Source organism: Ruegeria sp. ABF4_144 (assembly GCF_056160045.1).
The window spans coordinates 39,368-57,604 of the sequence record NZ_JBSWWK010000002.1 but is presented as its reverse complement, the minus strand read 5'-3'; the positions used below and the strand labels follow the sequence as shown (position 1 = coordinate 57,604).

Sequence of the window (18,237 nt, the reverse complement as noted above, 5' to 3'; positions counted from 1 at the left end):
TCATCATGCTGGACAAAAGCCAGAACTCGAAATTTGCCCCGATCAACAAAGCATTCAATCAGGTGTTTCGTCCCAACCGGTTGAGCATCGGGCTGGTGCTGCCGTTGGAAGCCTACGCGGTTGGCGCTGAACCAACACTGCAGGCCCATCTTGACGCGGCTCAAATGGCTGATCGGTTGGATTTTTCTGCGCTTTGGCTGCGGGATGTGCCTTTCAACGTGCCCAGCTTTGGCGATCCCGGACAGATCTTTGACCCCTTTGTCTATCTGGGTGCTCTGGCGACCGTTACGGACCGCATAGCGCTTGGAACGGCGAGCATCGTTCTGCCGCTGCGTCATCCGGCGCATGTTGCCAAAGCCGCAGCATCGGCGGATGTCTTGTCGGACGGGCGCTTGATACTGGGGATCGCATCCGGAGATCGACCTGAAGAATACCCTGCCCTGAACCACACCTATCCGGATCGCGGCGAGCGCTTTCGCGACAGTGTCGATTATATCCGCGCGGCCGGGACATCTTACCCCAAACACCAAAGCAGGCAGGGTAATCTCTCCGGCAATATTGACCTTTTGCCGAAACCCGCGGGCACACGCTTGCCCCTGTTGATCACGGGGGGCAGTCAACAGACCCCGGATTGGGTCGCACAAAACGGAGACGGCTGGATGACCTACCCGAGGGATGCGGCATCGCAGGCGCGTGTCGTGTCAGACTATCGTGGCCGCCTGGTAAAGATGGGGCAACCGGACAAACCCGTGATGCAGTCGCTCTATGTCGATCTGCTTGACGAGCCTCATGCCCCGGCGCGCCCGATTCATCTGGGTTTTCAATCCGGTGCGAACGCCCTGCGCCGATACCTGCGCGAGATTGAGACATTGGGCATCAACCATGTCGCCTTGAACCTGAGATTTAACCAAAACTCTATCGAGACAACGCTCAAATGTTTGGCAGACGATGTTCTGCCCGACTTTTCATAGAAGGATAACCACATGACCAAGACCATTCTCGTCACGGGGGCAACCGACGGTATCGGGCTTCTTACGGCCAAAAAGCTCGCGGCTGACGGCCATCGGGTCCTTCTACACGGGCGCAACCCGTCAAAGCTAGAGGCCGCCCTTGAAACCGTCGGAGGCGAGGCCGAAACATACAGCGCCGATCTCTCGGACATGTCATCGGTGGTGTCGCTTGCCGCCGACGTCCGTGCAAAACACAATTCACTGGATGTATTGATCAACAACGCGGGTGTTCTGAAGGCTCCACAAACGGTGCTCGAAAACGGGTTGGACATCCGCTTTGTCGTCAACACGTTTTCTCCCTACCTGCTGACCGAGCTGTTGTTGCCAATCATGCCCAATTCGGGCCGTGTCGTGAACCTATCGTCTGCTGCCCAGTCTCCGGTGGATATAGGCGCGATGCAGGGCGAAAAACGCCTATCTGATATGGAGGCATATGCTCAAAGCAAGCTGGCAATCACCATCTGGACCCGTGAGTGGGCGAAGGAGCTGGCCGCCGGGCCGACATTGATTGCCATAAACCCGGGTTCGCTGCTTGCCTCAAAAATGGTAAAGGATGGCTTCGGGGTTGCGGGCAACGATCTCAACATCGGCGCAGACATCCTGATTGACGCGGCATTGGGTGATCAGTTCTCAACTGCGTCCGGACGCTATTTTGACAATGACAGTAGAGCGTTTGCCGATCCGCATCCTGCCGCCCTGAACGCCGGGCACGCAAAAGAAGTTATGAGCGCAATTCGGGCCATAACCCGCCAACGAGACTAAACCACGCACCCTATCCCAATCGTCTTCACCCACCCCTCGTGCACACGTTGCCGAGGGCCAAGAAAGGACCGTCCAATGAAATATGAAAACTTCCAGACCTTCGACGTTCAGGTCGAAAACGCGATCGCCACAGTGACCTTCGATTTCGGCACAGTCAACGTTCAGGGCCAAGAGATGTTGGCCGATCTCAACAGCCTTGCGATGCGGCTGGAACGGGATCGCGACACCAAGGTTGTGATTTTCCAGTCGGCAAACCCGGAAATTTGGGTTTGTCACTACGACACAGAACTTCTTAAGGACATGTCGATCGAGGCCGTTTCGCGAGAAGAAGCCCAGTTGCTGGACCTGCAATCTGTCTGCGAGCGCCTCAGCAAAGTCCCTCAGGCGACCATCGCCAAACTTGAAGGGTTTGCACGTGGCGGCGGACATGAACTGGCGCTTGCCTTGGATATGCGCTTTGCCGCGAGAGGGAAATTCAAGTTCATGCAGATGGAAGTTGGCATGGGCATTCTGCCATGTGGTGGTGGTGCGTCACGGATGGCTCGCCAAACAGGCCTTGGCCGCGCGCTTGAAATCATCCTTAGCGCTCAGGACTATGATGCAGACGATGCTGAACGCATGGGGACGATCAACAAAGCCCTGGAACCGGATGAGATCGGCCCCTACGTTGATGCGCTGGCGAAACGCATCGCGCAATTCCCGGCTGAATCGATCAACGCCTGCAAGCAAATGGTATACGAGTCCATCGATAGGCCCATCGCCGATGCGCTGAAGGCTGAGGCCTACTGGCTCTATCAGGCGACCAGTAAAACACCTGCGGTCAAACGATTCACGATCGCCGACGAAAAGGGATTGCAGCACGATGTCGAAAACCAGCGTAATTGGAATGAGCTTGTCATGAAAGTGCAGGACATCACCAACTGACCACGACTGGAGTACTTGACCGGTTACTCAATAGTTCGGGTGACCGGCCATTTTACCCAATCACAGAGGATCGATCAGAGGCGCGCGTCTTTCCTTGCCTTGTTCACAACAGAAGATTAGCCGACGCATCTCTTCAAAGGAAACGACCTGCTTCCTTCAAAATTCAACGCGGCTTTGGACGCAAAGATGCTTTTTCCGCAGGCAGCGCGATGCATTTTTCAAAACATCCTCCCGGACTGCGGCTGCGCTCTTGGTGCAACCCCTAAAGCGATTAGTATCTGCGCAACCAACAGCTTCTGCTTCGCCGCCGAATACAGCTCCGGCCAGAGTAGAACGCACACCCTCAAAACAACCCTGCTTTCACGAAACTTGGTCTCTACAAGACCTCAAATAGACAGGAGCCATTTCTTGAAAATCCTGACTGTTATACGCTCCTGATCGCCGCGGCGGCAGACGAAAAAGAGCCCGCGATCCAGTGGAACACTGCTGTCGTCAAGGCGGATCAGTCGACCGAGTTTCAAATCCCGTTCCGCCAGCAGATGTCTGGCCAACGCTACGCCCTGTCCGTCAATCGCGGCCTCCAGAAGAACTGCACTGTCCACGTATTTGATGCTCTGCGCGTTGATCTGATCAGCGTTCAGCCCGGTCTGTTCAGCCCAGCTTCCCCATCCAACGTTGAAGGCATCGTGCAAGAGTGGAAGATCAACCACTTCCTCGGAGCGCATTGGCCGTCGCGTTTTCCCAACCAGCGACGGCGCCGCCACAACAACCAGTTCTTCTTGTCTTATCTGTTCGTGATAGAGCCCATCCCAACCCGGTTTGCCAAATCTCAATGCGACATCGACCTCGGATGTATCGAAATCAGCAAAGGCATCATTTGTGTCCAGCAACAAAGCGATACCGGGATGTGCCTTCTGAAACGAGCCTAGCAACGGCACAAGCCACTTGAGCGCTAGCGATGTGGACAACGACACTGTGATCGACTGGCGGTGGTGAAGTCGCTTCACATCCATGACGCCCAACTGCAGCGCCGAAAACGCCCCTCGTGTTGATTGGTACAGGCGCTCTCCGGCCTTGGTCAGTTCGACCCCATTAGGACGGCGATGAAAGAGCGTGACACCAAGGTGCAGCTCTAGCAATTTGATTTGTCGACTGATCGCCCCGTGGGTTACGTTCAGTGCATCCGCTGCCTTGGTCAGGCTGGATTGGGTTGCGGTTTCATCAAAAGCCTGAAGGGCGCGAAGGTGTCTGAGGTTTTCCGCCATGTGAGAAAACCTAACATCTATCTTCCACAAACTCGATAGGAACCGCCAATTCTAAAGGCTTACACTGACCTCAGGCCAACAAATCTCACACGCATCACGTCTAATGAAAGGAAAAGCCATGCCTGAGGTCAAAGTCGCACTGATGACAGGGGCAGGACAAGGGATCGGCCGGGGCTGTGCCATCGAAATGGCAAAAGCAGGCTACAAGGTCTCGCTTATGTCCCCCTCCAATCGCTCGGTCGAACTGGCCGAGGAGCTTGGGGGCATCGGCCGACGCGGCTCAGTTCTGGATGTTGATGATCTGCGGGCTATGGTCGACGACACCCTGAGCAAATACGGACGGATCGATGCAATCGTCAGCAATATGGGACATGGCGGAACGGTGCCAGAGGCCATCAAAACAGTCGGCTTCGATCCCGACTTTGACGGGCCGCTTTTGGAACTCAGCGATGAGCTTTGGCACGAAAGCCTGGACATGTATGTGCTGAACGTCGTCAAAATTGCCCGTATCGTCACGCCCATACTGATCGAACAAGGCGGGGGGGCATTCGTAAACATCTCGTCCATGAACGCGATCGAGCCGCGCGCGCCCTACCCCATGAGCATGCTGCGTGGCGCTCTTCACAGTTTTTCCAAACTTTACGGAGACCGTTATGCCCGACACAATATTCGCATGAACAACCTGCTCCCCGGGTTCTGCGAAAACGTCAACTTGTCTGAAGAGGCCCGCAGATCCATACCGGCGCAGCGGCCTGCGACCTTCGAGGAAATTGGACAGGCCTGCGTGTTTCTCGCCAGCGAAGGGGCCCGGTATATTAACGGTCAGAGCATTTTGTCCGACGGCGGGATGAACCGCGCAGTACGATAGAAGCGAGGCAGTGAAAGATGATTGTTACGGCACTCGAAGATATCCTTGGTACAGACCGGGACGTTTCTGGTCCGGGCTGGGAAAGCAGACGACTATTGCTTGCCTCTGATGGCATGGGGTTTTCGCTTACGGACACGATCATTAAAAAAGGTGTCGTGCTTGAACTTGAATACACCCATCATCTAGAGGCGTGTTATTGTATTGATGGCATGGGCCAGATCAGGGCGTCTGACGAAGAAACATGGCATGTCCTCAAGCCATTTACCCGCTATGCTTTGGATCAGCATGACCGGCATCTGGTACGCGCGACAGACACCGATCTACGGCTTGTCTGTGTCTTCAACCCACCGCTCAGCGGGCGCGAGACGCACCGTGAAGACGGAAGCTATGCGCCACCGGACCCCTGACAACCGCGACGATTTCTTTTCGCAAACCGGGCTTGTGGGGCTGCGGCGGCAGAGAACTGGTTTTCAATGTCGGATCGGCGCGCCTAGGCTCCGCTCAACTTCAAACAACCCCCGGCGGCAGCTTTTGGGCGTCGCCCCATTGCTTGGGCGACTGTCCGTACATGCGTTTGAATTCGCGGCTGAACTGTGACGCGCTGACATAGCCGACACCCATCGCCGCTTCGTTAACGGACATCCCTCCGGCAATCTTCATTGCGGCGTTGTTCAGACGCATCGACTTTACGAATTGGATCGGGGCCATCGTTGTGGCTTGCTTGAATTTGCGATGAAACACTGCGCGGCTCATCCCCGCTCGAGTTGCCATATCGTCGATCGAAATCGATGCGTCCAAATGGGACGCAACATGCGCGATAGACCGCGCGATAGCGTTGCCTGTGCCAAAGGCCTGTCGTGCAAAAATCCCAGCCTCGCCTTTCAGGATCGCATAGTAGAATTCGCGCAATCGTCCCTCCCCTAGAACAGCCGCATCCGTTTGACTGAACCCAAGATGCAGCAGACGCAGCAACGCCTCGGTAAAATCAAAGTCCCACTCTGCAAGCTTGATCCCTTGGGCGCGCGACTTGCGATCTACCTTGGGGAGGGCTACTCCGGCGTTTTCCATTTCCATCGCCAGTTGGGACATAACGCGCGGATTTAGCGAAATGAGAACGCCATAGAGAGGGTTTTCGGGTGATGCAGAGGGTGTGCCAGCATTGACCGGCAGCGACATGGGGCAGCACAGATATTGGCTGTCGTCGTATACATACCTGCGCCCATCCAGAACGGCTTCTTTTGCGCCGGTCACGATGGCTATGACGCAAGGGTCGTAAACCGCCGGAACGCACGGAATTGCTTGCGTAGCCCGAAACAGACGCACGCCATCGATGCCGGTCTCTGTAAGGCCGTCATTGACGGTCCGGCCTGCGATAAGCTGCTTGATCTGATCTTTGCTCATAGGGCTGACCTAGAGGCCTCAAACCGACAATAGCAACCAACTTGATACAATCAGGCAAGTATTTGTGACTTTTTGGCCTACACGGACAGCTGTGAGGGATCTATCTGCAACTCGAGATCAGAAACGCACACCACGCGGCGTGGACGCCGAGGCAACAAGGAACAAGGACCATGGCCGAAACGACGTTTGGACCCAAAGGCTGGACCCCAGAGCGCCTCGCAAACCTTCAGGGAAAGACCTACCTCATCACCGGTGCAACGGCTGGCGCTGGGTTTCAGGCAACGCGAACGCTTCTGAACAAAGGCGCCAAGGTGGTGATGCTGAACCGCTCGGTCGAGAAATCGCACACCGCCGTCAAAGAACTGCAAAACGAATTCGGGAGTGGTGCCGACGTTTCTTTTGTCCGCATGGACCTCGCCTCGCTCGCCAGCGTGCGCGACGCCGCGGCTGAGGTTTTGAAGTCAGTTCCGCGCATCGACGCCCTTATCTGCAATGCCGCCATCGCCCAGGTCCCCACGCAACAATTTACCGAAGATGGCCACGAGAGCATGCTCGGAACAAACCACTACGGTCACTTCCTACTGTGCGGGCTGTTATTTGAACGGATCGAAGCGTCGCAGGGCCGGATCGTCGTGGTCAGCAGCCTTGGCTATAATATGGGGATCAAGGCCATACAGTTCGACGATATGAACTGGGACAAAAACTATCACCAGAACCGCACATATTGTCAGAGCAAGCTGGCGCAGATGATGTTTGCCTATGAGTTGCAGGACCGGCTGGCCGCAGCAGGCCGAACCGACGTTGAGGTCTATGTCTGCCATCCCGGTGCCTCGCGCACCTCACTTGTAAAAACCAGCGCCGATCTGAAAACGCGGATTATGTTCAGCGTCATGTCAGTCCTGCCGATCGTGCAATCGGCCGAAAAAGGCGCGTGGCCCGAAGTCATGTGTGCAACAGAGGACGGGCTGGAACAACGTGCACTTTATGGTCCGACCGGCTTTTTAGAGTTCACCGGCGCAGTCGGCAAAGGCACGCTGCATTCCCACGCCTACGACAAGGCGGCCATGGCAAGGCTGTGGGACGTGTCTGAAACTGCAACCGGATTCACTTGGAGGCTTTGAGTTCACGTCCCGCAGCCCCACCACCGTTGTTCCATTTGGGGCGTCTATTTAATTTCGAAGACCGGCATCTGTTTGGGTGGAATTGCATCGGATCGCCGTCTGAAAATTAGTCGTCGAACCGCAACGCAACACTCTTTTGCGTCGCAACACTTTGGCAGCACAGAATGAGCCCCTTGGAAACATCCTCATCCTCAAGTGCAACGCGGTTCCGCATATGGACAGTTCCTTCGGTCAGGTGTGCCATACAGGCCCCGCACACTCCGGATTGGCAACTGAATGGCGGGTTTAGCCCTGCTGATCGGGCAGCTTCGAGTAACGTCTGACCTGCCGCGACCGGGACGTCATGCCATGCGCCATTCAACTCAATGCGGGCCGTGGCTGCGATCCCGGATACGCTCAGATCGCTTTCGGTATCGCCGCCGAAGCTCTCTGAGTGAATGCGGCCGTCGGGTACATCCAAGTTTTGCAGGGCTGCCCGAAGATCGGTATTCATGCTGCCGGGGCCACAGATCCAGTATTGAGCATCCTGCGCAACCGGAGGCGTTTCGGCAATTGCGTCCAGAACGGCTTCGGCATCCAGCCGACCAGTGCGCCAGGGGCTGAACCAACTCAGCAAAGAAGGGTGGGAGAGAACATGGCGCAGTGTGAACCGCTGTGGGTACTGCGCCAGAAACTGGTCCAACTCCTCGCGGAAGATAATGCTGTCGGCGTTTGCATTACCAAAGATCAGATGTGTCACGGAATGAGGCTCATTCGCCAAAACGGTGTTGATCATTGCGTATAACGGCGTGATGCCACTGCCCGCGCCAAAGAAATAGTGGGTGCGGCGTTTCAGGGCTCCGGGCGTCAAGGTGAACTGCCCGAAAGGTGGCATGACGTCGACCCTATCCCCTGCCGACAGTGTGTCGCCTATATGGTTCGAGACGGTCCCCCCTTTGACGCGTTTAACAGTGATGCGCAGCGCGGACCCCGGAGGGTTCGAGATGGTGTAACTGCGCCGGTGTTCTTCTCCGTCGATCAGAAACCTGACCGTCAGATGCTGCCCGGCTACCCATTTAAACAGATCAGTCAGGACCGGAGGGATGTCGAAGATAACACTGATGGCCGCGCCCCCGATTTCCTTTCGGACCTCGGAAACTGTCAGTGGATGAAAGTCACGTTGCATCAGGACCCCCCCGTCATCGGTAATCGTATGTGGTGGTCAAGGACCGGATCACCGTCCCACCCAGATAGGGTTCAAAGACAAACTCATCTGTTTGACGCATTTTGCCAGCATATCCCTGCCAATCATAATCGACTTGGGTGACTGCGATGATGTGCCGGACACCATCTTCGGACTGCGCAGTAATCTGCGGCGCGGATCGTGCAGTTTCCGTGTAGCCTTCCAACGCCTTGGCAAGTTCAGGGTCCTCCGCATCACTCAGATCGGCCACCCGGTATGAGAAGGTGTCATCCGCTTGCCCCATACCATATTTGAGGATGACCCGATGCGTGGCGTCTGGGTGCCAGTTATCCCATGTAGCCAGCAGGCTTTGCTCGTTTTGGGATTGCAAAATGCAGGCTGCGATGTCCTCTGGTGCGTCGGCCTGCGCCGCCAACACCAGACCCGACGCAAGCGCAACACCGACCAGCGTAGCTTGTACTGGTTTCATGATCAGTATCCGCATTCTAATCGTCTTGCATGAACGCCAGCACCGCTTTTTGGTGCTGCGTAATCGGGCTTTCACCAATCCCGGCTGGACCGATTTCAAGGTATGGGCTTTTCAGAGACTTCTGCTGCTGTTCGCAGGCATAGATATCCTCGGCCGTGAAATCCCCGGATGCCATCGGATCGTCTTCGCCAGCCGCATCATCCCCTTGGTATTTTGCACCGCCGAAATCCTTCCAGAAGCCCCAGCTTTTCCACTGTTGTTTCTGAAACGCCCAATCCGATACGTTCGCCAGTTTGGTGCGGTTCTCGATCCGCGTCAGATCAGGGGCAAGTGGAGTGATGATGAACAGGTTCCAGCTTTCCTCACTGGCACCGATGCCAATTCCGGGAAACAACATCGGAACCCACGCACCGACATGCGGTTCAGGGATCGTTCGCGGCATCGGAATGTTGTCTTCGTGATTTTTTGCATAATCCGGCGACGGGGGTTCCCAAAAATGATAGTGCGGCCCCTGCCATCCGTATTCGGCCTTGGCGTGGTCATACATGTGCAAAGTATTCGAGTGCAGATGGCTCAGGTGGTAGACGTCGATGTAGTTTTCAACAACGATCTTCCAGTTGGCCTTGATCTCGTAGGTATTCCTACCTTCCGTATATTCGACAAGTTCCTCGGGCTTGTGAGGGCCAAGGTGCGGGTCGACCGCCCCGAACCACTCTGCCACGGTCGGCGCGTCCGGATCGGGGTGCACGAACAGCATGCCGCGCCAGACATCTACACTGGCCCGCTTTAGGCCAAGGCAGGACTTATCGACACCGCCCGGGAACTCGGATGCCTCATCGGGCACCGAGATCAGATTGCCTTCCAAATCGTAAGTCCAGTCGTGATAAGGACAGGTGAGCGCCTTTTGGGTCTTGCCAACCGCTCGGATCAGCTGGGTCCCCCGATGGCGGCAGATATTGTGAAAGGCGCGCAGGCGGTGGTCGCGGCCCATCACAATGAACAGGTTGTTCAGACCTGCCTGAACGGACAGATAGTGCCCCGGACCTTCGATATCCTCGACCAGTCCCGCGAACCGCCAAGTGCGCGAGAAGATCAACTGTTGCTCACGGTCGAACCAGTCTTGCGCGGTATAAGCCTCGACCGGCAGATGGTGATACATTTTTGTCATCTCAACACCTCAGGCAAGCAGATGGGCGTATTGGGGAAACAGGCTGGCGGCGATCATCATTAAACCCAGCGCAGCCCAGAGGCCGACGATGGCCCAATACAACACCGGATCCTCTGTGCGGTTGATCTCAAAGACCAAAAAGGCCTGACCGTTCAGAATTGTCGGCACGATCCACCAAACAAAGAGCAATCCCCAAACCCAATAGAGACCCAGCGCAGTGGCTGCCAACAGGATGGGCAGCGCGACGTAGTTTGCTGTTCTGGCGTTGCTCATGGCGTGACCTCCAGGGTCGAGGCCAGCAAAGAGGCCGCCAGTTTCAATTCTGCGCGCCAAATTGCGGGTGGCTCTAGCGGGGACAAGGCGTCCATGCTGACAAAGATTGCCGAGATTCCCTGTGTCACCGCACGAATGCTTGTATCCGGCGCATCCGGGGTCGCGCGCTTCAGGATATCTTCGACCATATCAAAGAATTCGGTGAGGCTGGCCATCAGGTCTTGCCTCAGATCCGGTCGATCCGGAATGGCTGTCACCAGCGCCTGATACGCCAACATCAATCGCGGATCGGTTCCACTGTCCTCGGCAAACAGCGCGTCCACAAGATCAGACGGTGTCGCCCTGTTCGGCAAAGCCTGACGAAGCCCGTCCAGCGATTCAGTGAACCCTGCGACGACATAGTCGGCCAGCGCTGTGATCATTTCATCCTTGTTGCCCAGATAGTGGCGCAAAAGCGGACGCTTGACACCAGCCTCTTCTGCAATCCGCGCCTGTGTCGCCCCTTCTAGCCCGAACCGCGCCACACATGTGAGGTAAGCGTCCAGAATCTCGTGGGACCTTTGGTCTTTCATTGAAGGTCTTGGCATATGGGCCTCATAAACTGTCATTTGTGACAATTAATGGCAGGCCTTATTTTGTCAATGGTGACAATTTACTTTTTGAACCAACTATTGACTAAAACTGCCCTGCGATCGGGTTTCCGGCCGCGTGTTTGCAGGCACGACATCTAAGCTATGTTGGGAAAACTCGGGCGAGTCGTTTGATTATGCCGACCCGCTTGGAGAGCATCGTCAGAATGGGCCCCTTTTTCTTGGGTCACATTTCTGATGGTTCTGCGCCATATGGGACACGACAAAACCTCCGACACCGCGTAAGGCACCGGAGGGGGAAATCTTCTAAATTAGGTTTGTCGAATGGAAGGGCCGCAGTCAGCGCTGCGACCCTTGGGCTTGCTTGTGCTGCCCGCGCCTTAGAATGTCGCGGTCACGAACAGGTTGATGTTCCGACCCGCAGCCGGGATCTGATCGTTGGCGCGATAGGACTTGTCGAAGATGTTGTTGACCTCAAGCGTCAGCAGAGCATTTTCGGTCAGGTCCAGACTGCCGCGGAAGTTCAGCGTGGTCCAGCCAGCGGTCGGGTTGCTGCCGGTGGGCGTGCCGGTGTTTACGATATTGCCGTCTTCATCCCGCAACTCGGCCGAGCTTTCGCCCCGCAGGAACACATCCCACGTGCCGGACAGGCTGGTGGTCTGCCAGTCGGACCGCACACCGAGCGTACCCGTCCACTCCGGCGTGCCACTGTCTTTGGTGCTGAACCCGTTGGCATAGGTGAACTCTCGGGTGACATTCGACAGAATGACATAAGGGCGCACACCACCCCAACCCGGATCAACCTCAGCCGCGATCTCAAATCCCCAACTGTCTGCGCTGTCGACATTGTCGTAAATCAGTTGGCTGGGATTGGTCGGATCGGTGACCGTAGTGATATAGTTCTTGGCCTCTGTATAAAAGATAGCGGTGTCCAGAACCAAGTTCCCGCGATCAACCCGTGCGCCGATCTCGTAGTTTGTGGCGGTTTCGGGCTTCAGGTTCGGGTTGCCGTTGATGACCTGACCACCTGCCGAGGTCGACAGGTACAGCTCGGACAGCGAGGGATAGGTGTAGCCCTGCGAGATGTTTGCGCGCAGGATGGACGTATCCGACAGATTGTAGACCAGCCCGGCCGAACCCAGCCAGCGATCGTCGCTGTTGCTTTGGCCCGGCTGTGCAACACCATTGACGGTACTTTCTTCCAGATCGCTATCTACGTTGTAATAGCGAGCCCCAACAGTAGCGGTGAAGTTTCCGAAGGTGGCTTCATGTTGACCGAAGATACTGGCCGTTTTGATTGTTGCGTCGTAAAAACTGGTCGTTGTGATCGGAGGCGGGAAAGGACCCGCAAAACTGACAACTGAGCCCTTGTTGGTTTCGAGGCGATCATCATCATACTCAAACCCGACAACCGATCGATGACCCGGAGCAAACTCAAAGTTTGCAGTTGCAGTGACACCGCTCGTCGTCTGTTCATCGTCTGACGTTGCGTTGACTGTTGGTGCAAACCCACTTCCGACAAACGTACTGTCAAACAACCGGTCTACTTTTTGTGTATAGACGCTGAATTTCAACATAGACATCCATGAAGTCAGGTCTTCGCCTTCATAGAATGCGCTGTACTTTCGCAAGTCGCGCTTGGGCAGGTCGATCTGAGCATCAGGACTGCCCGTGAACACTTCGGTCGAGGCATCAAAATCCTGGGCCCGAAAACCAACATAGCTGTTGCCAAAGCGATACCCCAAGAAGCCGAATACGCCATCTTCCTCACTGCTCGAAGGCACTAGGTCGCCATCAGGAGTTTTGCGGTCGTTCAGATCCAGTTTGGAATAGGACAGGCGATAGTCGAAATTGTTGACCGTCCCTGCGATGCTGGCAGCGGCTCGGTAGCCGTCATTGGCCCCGATGTATCCGGCAGTACCCGAGACCTCGACGGGTTTATCGGCACCACGTTTGGTGATGATGTTTACCACACCCCCGATTGCGCGGTTGCCTGAGACGACCGAGGACGGGCCACGCACGATCTCGATGCGCTCGATATCGGTGGGAGATACCAGCAACGGTGTGCCGTATCGGTTGTGGTCCGACAGGCGTTGGCCGTCGATCAGGATGGCTACGCGCTGGGACTCTTCGCCCCGAATACGGATACGGTCCAGATCATTCTCGGTGACCTGCACGCCCGGCACGTCTGACAGCAGGTTTGCAACCGAGGTCGGAGGGATCTCTCGAATCTCGCCGGAGTCGACAACTGTGACCGAGCCCGGGCTTTGGAAAACTTCGGTTGGAATACCGGTGCCAGTTACAATGATGTCATCCAGTTGGATGACGTCATCTTCCTCCTGCGCCCAAAGTGGCGTTGCCACCAGAGTGACGCTTGCCAGTGCCAGTGTTGCGGTAGAGAGTTTTAGCGCTGATTTCATGGAAACCCCCAGAGTTCTTGTGGTGCAGTGAGAGATGCACCCGCCTGAAACAGGCGAAATTCGAATGCTACCTCGCGCAGTGCTGGGTGTTTGCACGGACGCACGAACACAAATCTGTGCACATCGGCCCATGTGGACGTGTCTTTAGCGGGCTTGACATGTCAGTACCATAGTAATTTTGTCAGAAAATCAGCGCGTGCCCTTGATGCCACAGCTTCAACTGCTTAGGACAAGGGCGAATACTGCGAAAAACAGTGCACAGCCCGGTCGTCTCGGTCCTAGCCAAATGCGCTTTGATACGTATTGGAGACAACCATGGCCCATCCAAGCCCTTCTGAAATCCGTGCAGCCCGTTTGGAACAGCCAAAGCTGCGCGAACGTGATCTGGCCGATCGACTTGGCATCACCGAGGCGCAGCTGGTGGCAGCGCATATTGGTCATGGAGTGACCCGGATCAACCCGGACATGGATCAGCTTATGCCGCTGGTAAACCGGCTGGGTGAGGTCATGGCCCTGACCCGCAACGAAAGCTGCGTGATTGAGAAGGTTGGCATTTACGACGACTACCGTGGTGGCCCTCATGCAGCACTTGTCGTCAATCGCGAGATTGATCTGCGCATGTTCCCGCGTCACTGGGTTCACGGGTTCGCTGTTTCCAAAACGCTAGAAGATGGGACCGAACGCCGGTCGCTGCAGATCTTCGATGCGGCGGGGGATGCGGTTCACAAGATCTTTTTGCGCGACAGTTCTGTGACCGAAGAATGGGATGGAATAATCGAGGTGCTGAAGCTGCAGGATCAGTCCGACGCTCTGATGGTTTCTCCCCGTGCACACGTTGAACCGGCCAAGGTTGATCCAGAAAAGGTGGATCGTCTGCGCGCAGGCTGGGACGATATCACAGATACGCATCAGTTTCTGCAGATGGTCCGCAAGCTCAAACTGAACCGGCTAGGGGCGTATCGTATGGCGGGGGCACCCTATGTGCGCCCTCTGCAAATCTCGGCCATAGACACTGTGCTGCACAAGGCCGCGGAATCCGGCCTGCCTATCATAGTTTTTGTGGGCAACCAGGGCTGTATTGAAATCCATACTGGCCCAATCAAAGAAATTAAGCAGATGGGTCCGTGGCTGAATGTGCTGGACCCCGGCTTCAACCTGCATCTGCGCTCGGATCATATTGCCGAGGTCTGGCAGGCGACCAAGGCCACCAAACGCGGCGACGCAATCTCGGTCGAAGCGTTTGACGCCGATGGTGCGCTGATCCTGCAAGTATTTGGTGTACTGGCCGAGCCAAAAGCGGCCGAGGTCTGGAACGAGTTGATCTTGTCGCTGGACGCACTGCCCGAGGAGGTTTCCGCATGATCAAGTCAATCACGTTTTCGAGCGCACTTATCCTTGCTGCAACGGTGTTGAGCGCTGAACCTGCGCAAAGGATCGTATCCGCAGGCGGCTCAATCACTGAAATCATTTATGCTTTGGGTCAGGAACACCGGCTTGTGGCACGGGACAGTACCTCCAACCACCCGCCTGAAGTCGCAGAATTGCCCAATGTCGGCTATGTTCGCCGACTGTCAGCCGAAGGACTACTGTCCGTTAACCCCGACTTGATCCTTGCCGAAGAAGGCGCCGGACCACCAGAGACGCTTGAGGTCATGGCTGAAACTCAGGTGCCATTGGTAACCATTCCGATGGGGCATGACCGGGCAGCAGTAGTAGCCAAAATCAGGGCGGTGGCTGACGCTTTAGACGTGCCGGAGGAAGGCGAAAACCTGGCGACTCAGGTGGGCCGTGCGATCGACGAGTCCACCGCGCATCTCGAGCTTGGGGACAAGCGCGTCCTGTTTGTGCTGACAATGCAAGGCGGCCGCGTTCTTGCAGCCGGGCAGGATACGGCGGCTCAGGGCATCATCGAAATGGCCGGGGCCGTGAATGCGGTTCAAGGGTTTGATGGTTTCAAGCCATTGGGCGACGAAGCCATCATCACAGCCGCGCCTGATGTGATCCTGATGATGGAGGGCGGGCGCAGTGTTTCGGCGACAGATAAAGATGTCCTGTCCCATCCCGCCATCGCGGCCACTCCCGCCGGCCAGAACCGTGAGCTAATCCGAATGGACGGAATGCTATTGTTGGGCTTTTCAGTCCGCACCGGTCAGGCGGTGACCGAGCTGGCCGCCGAGTTGCACGATGGCAATGGTTGACCGCACATTTGGCGGCGCTTCTGTTGTCGGGGACCGCAGCCCCAAAGCGCGGCGGTTGACCTGGTTTTTATTGGTTGCCCTTTGCGCCTCCGCGCTTGCCGGATTGGCAACCGGTTCCGCAGGCACGTCACTTTGGCAGGCCCTATCCGATCTGTTTCACGGACGGGAGCTTTCCCTTCGGGACCGTGTGGTCTTGATGGATATCCGTGCCCCCCGCGTGATCATGGGTTGCCTTGTCGGAGCAGGGCTGGCCGTGTCCGGCGCCGTGTTGCAGGGGTTGTTTCGTAACCCGCTAGCCGACCCCGGAATTGTAGGCGTAAGCGCGGGCGCAAGCCTTGGCGCCGCAACCGCCATCGTTTTGGGGGGTACGTTCAGCTTTGCCGCTGGTTTCGCAGTCTGGCTGGTTCCCTTGGCAGCATTTACCGGGGCCTGGTTCACCACAATCCTCTTGTATTGTATCGCAACACGGCGCGGGCGAACCTCGGTCGCGACAATGCTATTGGCAGGTATTGCCCTGACGGCTTTGGCGATGGCGTTGACGGGTGTCCTTGTTTACATGGCCGACGACGCGCAGCTGCGCGATTTTACCTTCTGGTCGATGGGTTCACTAGCAGGCAGCAGCTGGAGCAAGGTCAGCATTGCGGGAGCGTTGATCGTTTTGCCGTTGGTGTTTGCGCCGCTTCTGGCCCAAGGGCTGAACGCATTGTCGTTAGGCGAAGCGGCGGCCGGACATATCGGCATTCGCGTTCAACGCCTGAAGGCTGGCGCCGTGCTGGTTGTAGCGGCTGCAACGGGTGCTTCTGTGGCGGTCAGTGGCGGGATCGGTTTTGTCGGCATTGTTGTCCCACATCTGTTGCGGTTGGTATCCGGTCCAGATCATCGTTACTTGCTGGTTAATTCCGCATTGTTGGGCGCGGCGTTGCTGGTATTGGCCGATCTACTCAGCCGGGTGATCATTGCGCCCTCCGAACTGCCCATCGGGATTGTCACCGCCGTCGTCGGGGGCCCGTTCTTTTTGTGGATCTTGCTGCGCCAACGCGGAATTGTGGATTTTTAACCCATGCTGCACGTTTCAAACTTGTCTCTGCAGTATGGGCGCAGGACCATCCTTCAGGACATCTCCTTTTCAGCGGCAGCCGGACAGGTGACGGCGTTGGTTGGACCATCTGGTGCCGGCAAATCCAGCCTGATGGCGGCCCTGACCGGTGATCTTTCCTATGGTGGCAAGGCCACCCTGAATGGAAAAGACATTGCCCGAGCCTCGGCAGTGGAGTTGTCCGAGATGCGCGCAGTGTTGCCGCAATCCACGCCCATGAGTTTTCCGTTCACGGTGCTTGAGGTGGTTCGCATGGGCAGAATGCGGCCGGCACAAGATGATCAGATCATCCTGGACGCCTTGACCCGCGTTGGCTTGCGCGGGTTCGAAGGCAGGTTCTATCAGGAATTGTCCGGGGGCGAACAACAACGCGTCCAACTTGCGCGTGTTTTGGTTCAGGTATGGGAGCCTATCGGGTCAAAAGAAGCACGCTGGCTATTTCTGGATGAACCGGTTTCGAGCCTGGACATTGGGCACCAACTGCAAGTGATGCAGCTGGTTCAGGAGTTCGCCGCCACTGGTGGCGGCGTTGTTATGGTCATGCACGATCTGAATCTGACCGCCATGTGCGCCGACAGTGTCCTACTTCTGTCAGACGGGAAGATATTGCATCACGGCGCACCGCAGGACAGTCTGAGCGACGATAGGCTCAGCCAGGCCTATGGATGTCGTATCGTTGTAAATCGCACGCCCGAACATGGTGTTTACGTCCTGCCGCAAGTGGCGAGTTGAAATGACGACAGGAGTGTCCGGATAAGTTACCTTTTACCCGCTATTGTCAGGTACTCTAAATCTTGGCGCGAGATGGAGGGTTTGACCAAACTGTTGAATTGCAGCTAAGTCCACGTATGGCCAACGACCCTATCCTATGGACCTTCCGCCGCTGCCCGTATGCAATAAGAGCCCGGCTTGCATTGGCGAGTTCGGGGGTCAAAGTCGAATTGCGTGAAATTCTGTTGCGGGACAAACCAAAAGCTTTCCTGCAAACATCCCCATCGGGAACAGTACCAACGCTTCACCTGCCAGACCAGGTCATTGACGAAAGCCTGGAAATCATGGTCTGGGCGCTTGGACAGAACGATCCGCAGCAGCTTCTGGACATGCCTCAAGTTGGTTGGGACCTGATCGCTACCAATGATGGCCCGTTCAAGGATGCATTGGATCACACAAAATATGCCACACGGTATCCGGACCTGAATATCCAAGAGGAGCGCAGCAAAGCGGCAAGCTATTTGCGCAACCTCGACGAGCAACTGGACAGGCGGTCGTGGCTATTCGGAGATCGCCCCACCCTTGCTGATCTCGCGCTTCTGCCCTTTGTTCGCCAATTTGCGCACATCGATCGGGCCTGGTTTGACGAACAGGGCTGGCAGAACTTAGCAGCGTGGCTGGATCGTTTTCTGGAAAGCGATGCCTTTTTGCAGGTGATGAGCAAATACACACCGTGGACCGAGGGCGAGACCACGATCTGGTTCAATGGCTAGCCTAA

General features: G+C 56.3%; 19 protein-coding genes. 11 read left to right on the top strand and 8 right to left on the bottom strand.

The features are described from left to right. The first annotated feature begins 5 nt into the window (after positions 1-5). From ACXAGD_RS18685 to ACXAGD_RS18675, 3 genes are all read left to right on the top strand, one after another. Positions 6-971 (top strand): LLM class oxidoreductase, encoded by a 966-nt coding sequence (locus ACXAGD_RS18685; RefSeq protein WP_475212797.1) that lies wholly within the window; start codon positions 6-8, stop codon positions 969-971. A 12-nt stretch (positions 972-983) separates the two neighbouring features. Then, positions 984-1,772 carry an SDR family NAD(P)-dependent oxidoreductase gene (locus tag ACXAGD_RS18680; RefSeq protein WP_475212794.1) on the top strand — a complete coding sequence of 263 codons (789 nt, stop codon included), beginning with the start codon at positions 984-986 and terminating at the stop codon, positions 1,770-1,772. Between the two features lie 75 nt (positions 1,773-1,847). Next, complete coding sequence (locus tag ACXAGD_RS18675; RefSeq protein WP_475212792.1) at positions 1,848-2,696, top strand: enoyl-CoA hydratase/isomerase family protein; 849 nt, start codon at positions 1,848-1,850, stop codon at positions 2,694-2,696. A 386-nt stretch (positions 2,697-3,082) separates the two neighbouring features. On the opposite strand, the gene ACXAGD_RS18670 is transcribed toward ACXAGD_RS18675, so the two are convergent. Next, positions 3,083-3,961 (bottom strand): LysR substrate-binding domain-containing protein, encoded by an 879-nt coding sequence (locus ACXAGD_RS18670; protein WP_475212790.1) that lies wholly within the window; start codon positions 3,959-3,961, stop codon positions 3,083-3,085. A 118-nt stretch (positions 3,962-4,079) separates the two neighbouring features. Between ACXAGD_RS18670 and ACXAGD_RS18665 the strand changes: the two genes are divergently transcribed. Continuing rightward, positions 4,080-4,829: an SDR family oxidoreductase gene (locus tag ACXAGD_RS18665; RefSeq protein WP_475212788.1), complete on the top strand. Its 750-nt coding sequence runs from the start codon at positions 4,080-4,082 to the stop codon at positions 4,827-4,829. A 17-nt stretch (positions 4,830-4,846) separates the two neighbouring features. Continuing rightward, on the top strand, positions 4,847-5,236 hold the full coding sequence (locus ACXAGD_RS18660) for an ectoine synthase (RefSeq protein ID WP_475212785.1): 390 nt from the start codon (positions 4,847-4,849) through the stop codon (positions 5,234-5,236). A 100-nt stretch (positions 5,237-5,336) separates the two neighbouring features. Here the strand turns inward: ACXAGD_RS18660 and ACXAGD_RS18655 are convergent, their stop codons facing one another. After that, the gene (locus ACXAGD_RS18655) at positions 5,337-6,230 is read right to left on the bottom strand and encodes an AraC family transcriptional regulator (RefSeq protein WP_475212783.1); all 894 of its coding nucleotides are present in this window, start codon (positions 6,228-6,230) and stop codon (positions 5,337-5,339) included. 170 nt (positions 6,231-6,400) lie between these two features. On the opposite strand from ACXAGD_RS18655, the gene ACXAGD_RS18650 reads away from it, so the two are divergent. After that, the gene (locus ACXAGD_RS18650) at positions 6,401-7,351 is read left to right on the top strand and encodes an SDR family oxidoreductase (protein WP_475212781.1); all 951 of its coding nucleotides are present in this window, start codon (positions 6,401-6,403) and stop codon (positions 7,349-7,351) included. A gap of 106 nt (positions 7,352-7,457) precedes the next feature. Here ACXAGD_RS18650 and ACXAGD_RS18645 read toward each other — a convergent pair whose 3' ends face one another. The 6 genes from ACXAGD_RS18645 to ACXAGD_RS18620 all read right to left on the bottom strand — a co-directional run bounded on the left by ACXAGD_RS18645 (position 7,458) and on the right by ACXAGD_RS18620 (position 13,454). After that, positions 7,458-8,516, bottom strand: coding sequence for a 2Fe-2S iron-sulfur cluster-binding protein (locus tag ACXAGD_RS18645; RefSeq protein ID WP_475212779.1), 1,059 nt, complete (start codon positions 8,514-8,516; stop codon positions 7,458-7,460). A 13-nt stretch (positions 8,517-8,529) separates the two neighbouring features. Then, positions 8,530-9,003 carry a hypothetical protein gene (locus tag ACXAGD_RS18640; RefSeq protein WP_475212778.1) on the bottom strand — a complete coding sequence of 158 codons (474 nt, stop codon included), beginning with the start codon at positions 9,001-9,003 and terminating at the stop codon, positions 8,530-8,532. A gap of 16 nt (positions 9,004-9,019) precedes the next feature. Further along, on the bottom strand, positions 9,020-10,171 hold the full coding sequence (locus ACXAGD_RS18635) for an aromatic ring-hydroxylating oxygenase subunit alpha (RefSeq protein ID WP_475212776.1): 1,152 nt from the start codon (positions 10,169-10,171) through the stop codon (positions 9,020-9,022). 9 nt (positions 10,172-10,180) lie between these two features. Continuing rightward, on the bottom strand, positions 10,181-10,444 hold the full coding sequence (locus ACXAGD_RS18630; protein WP_475212774.1) for a hypothetical protein: 264 nt from the start codon (positions 10,442-10,444) through the stop codon (positions 10,181-10,183). Further along, complete coding sequence (locus ACXAGD_RS18625; RefSeq protein WP_475212772.1) at positions 10,441-11,031, bottom strand: TetR/AcrR family transcriptional regulator; 591 nt, start codon at positions 11,029-11,031, stop codon at positions 10,441-10,443. Before ACXAGD_RS18625 ends, ACXAGD_RS18630 begins: the two co-directional genes overlap by 4 nt. Positions 11,032-11,414: 383 nt before the next feature. Then, complete coding sequence (locus ACXAGD_RS18620; protein ID WP_475212770.1) at positions 11,415-13,454, bottom strand: TonB-dependent receptor; 2,040 nt, start codon at positions 13,452-13,454, stop codon at positions 11,415-11,417. A 315-nt stretch (positions 13,455-13,769) separates the two neighbouring features. Between ACXAGD_RS18620 and ACXAGD_RS18615 the strand changes: the two genes are divergently transcribed. The 5 genes from ACXAGD_RS18615 (at position 13,770) to ACXAGD_RS18595 (ending at position 18,232) form a co-directional block, all read left to right on the top strand. Continuing rightward, positions 13,770-14,816, top strand: coding sequence for a hemin-degrading factor (locus ACXAGD_RS18615; protein WP_475212768.1), 1,047 nt, complete (start codon positions 13,770-13,772; stop codon positions 14,814-14,816). After that, positions 14,813-15,652, top strand: coding sequence for a heme/hemin ABC transporter substrate-binding protein (locus tag ACXAGD_RS18610; RefSeq protein ID WP_475212766.1), 840 nt, complete (start codon positions 14,813-14,815; stop codon positions 15,650-15,652). The genes ACXAGD_RS18615 and ACXAGD_RS18610 overlap by 4 nt, the downstream gene beginning before the upstream one ends. Next, positions 15,645-16,709: a FecCD family ABC transporter permease gene (locus tag ACXAGD_RS18605; protein WP_475212765.1), complete on the top strand. Its 1,065-nt coding sequence runs from the start codon at positions 15,645-15,647 to the stop codon at positions 16,707-16,709. Before ACXAGD_RS18610 ends, ACXAGD_RS18605 begins: the two co-directional genes overlap by 8 nt. Before the next feature lie 3 nt (positions 16,710-16,712). After that, positions 16,713-17,480 carry a heme ABC transporter ATP-binding protein gene (locus ACXAGD_RS18600; protein ID WP_475212763.1) on the top strand — a complete coding sequence of 256 codons (768 nt, stop codon included), beginning with the start codon at positions 16,713-16,715 and terminating at the stop codon, positions 17,478-17,480. A gap of 116 nt (positions 17,481-17,596) precedes the next feature. Further along, positions 17,597-18,232 (top strand): glutathione S-transferase, encoded by a 636-nt coding sequence (locus ACXAGD_RS18595; protein WP_475212762.1) that lies wholly within the window; start codon positions 17,597-17,599, stop codon positions 18,230-18,232. The last annotated feature ends 5 nt before the right edge of the window (positions 18,233-18,237 follow it).

Coding starts and splice junctions, on each gene's coding strand:
- ACXAGD_RS18685 (WP_475212797.1), top strand. CDS start 6: ATGCTGGACAAAAGCCAGAACTCGAAATTTGCCCCGATCAACAAAGCA.
- ACXAGD_RS18680 (WP_475212794.1), top strand. CDS start 984: ATGACCAAGACCATTCTCGTCACGGGGGCAACCGACGGTATCGGGCTT.
- ACXAGD_RS18675 (WP_475212792.1), top strand. CDS start 1,848: ATGAAATATGAAAACTTCCAGACCTTCGACGTTCAGGTCGAAAACGCG.
- ACXAGD_RS18670 (WP_475212790.1), bottom strand. CDS start 3,961: ATGGCGGAAAACCTCAGACACCTTCGCGCCCTTCAGGCTTTTGATGAA.
- ACXAGD_RS18665 (WP_475212788.1), top strand. CDS start 4,080: ATGCCTGAGGTCAAAGTCGCACTGATGACAGGGGCAGGACAAGGGATC.
- ACXAGD_RS18660 (WP_475212785.1), top strand. CDS start 4,847: ATGATTGTTACGGCACTCGAAGATATCCTTGGTACAGACCGGGACGTT.
- ACXAGD_RS18655 (WP_475212783.1), bottom strand. CDS start 6,230: ATGAGCAAAGATCAGATCAAGCAGCTTATCGCAGGCCGGACCGTCAAT.
- ACXAGD_RS18650 (WP_475212781.1), top strand. CDS start 6,401: ATGGCCGAAACGACGTTTGGACCCAAAGGCTGGACCCCAGAGCGCCTC.
- ACXAGD_RS18645 (WP_475212779.1), bottom strand. CDS start 8,516: ATGCAACGTGACTTTCATCCACTGACAGTTTCCGAGGTCCGAAAGGAA.
- ACXAGD_RS18640 (WP_475212778.1), bottom strand. CDS start 9,003: ATGAAACCAGTACAAGCTACGCTGGTCGGTGTTGCGCTTGCGTCGGGT.
- ACXAGD_RS18635 (WP_475212776.1), bottom strand. CDS start 10,171: ATGACAAAAATGTATCACCATCTGCCGGTCGAGGCTTATACCGCGCAA.
- ACXAGD_RS18630 (WP_475212774.1), bottom strand. CDS start 10,444: ATGAGCAACGCCAGAACAGCAAACTACGTCGCGCTGCCCATCCTGTTG.
- ACXAGD_RS18625 (WP_475212772.1), bottom strand. CDS start 11,031: ATGCCAAGACCTTCAATGAAAGACCAAAGGTCCCACGAGATTCTGGAC.
- ACXAGD_RS18620 (WP_475212770.1), bottom strand. CDS start 13,454: ATGAAATCAGCGCTAAAACTCTCTACCGCAACACTGGCACTGGCAAGC.
- ACXAGD_RS18615 (WP_475212768.1), top strand. CDS start 13,770: ATGGCCCATCCAAGCCCTTCTGAAATCCGTGCAGCCCGTTTGGAACAG.
- ACXAGD_RS18610 (WP_475212766.1), top strand. CDS start 14,813: ATGATCAAGTCAATCACGTTTTCGAGCGCACTTATCCTTGCTGCAACG.
- ACXAGD_RS18605 (WP_475212765.1), top strand. CDS start 15,645: ATGGTTGACCGCACATTTGGCGGCGCTTCTGTTGTCGGGGACCGCAGC.
- ACXAGD_RS18600 (WP_475212763.1), top strand. CDS start 16,713: ATGCTGCACGTTTCAAACTTGTCTCTGCAGTATGGGCGCAGGACCATC.
- ACXAGD_RS18595 (WP_475212762.1), top strand. CDS start 17,597: ATGGCCAACGACCCTATCCTATGGACCTTCCGCCGCTGCCCGTATGCA.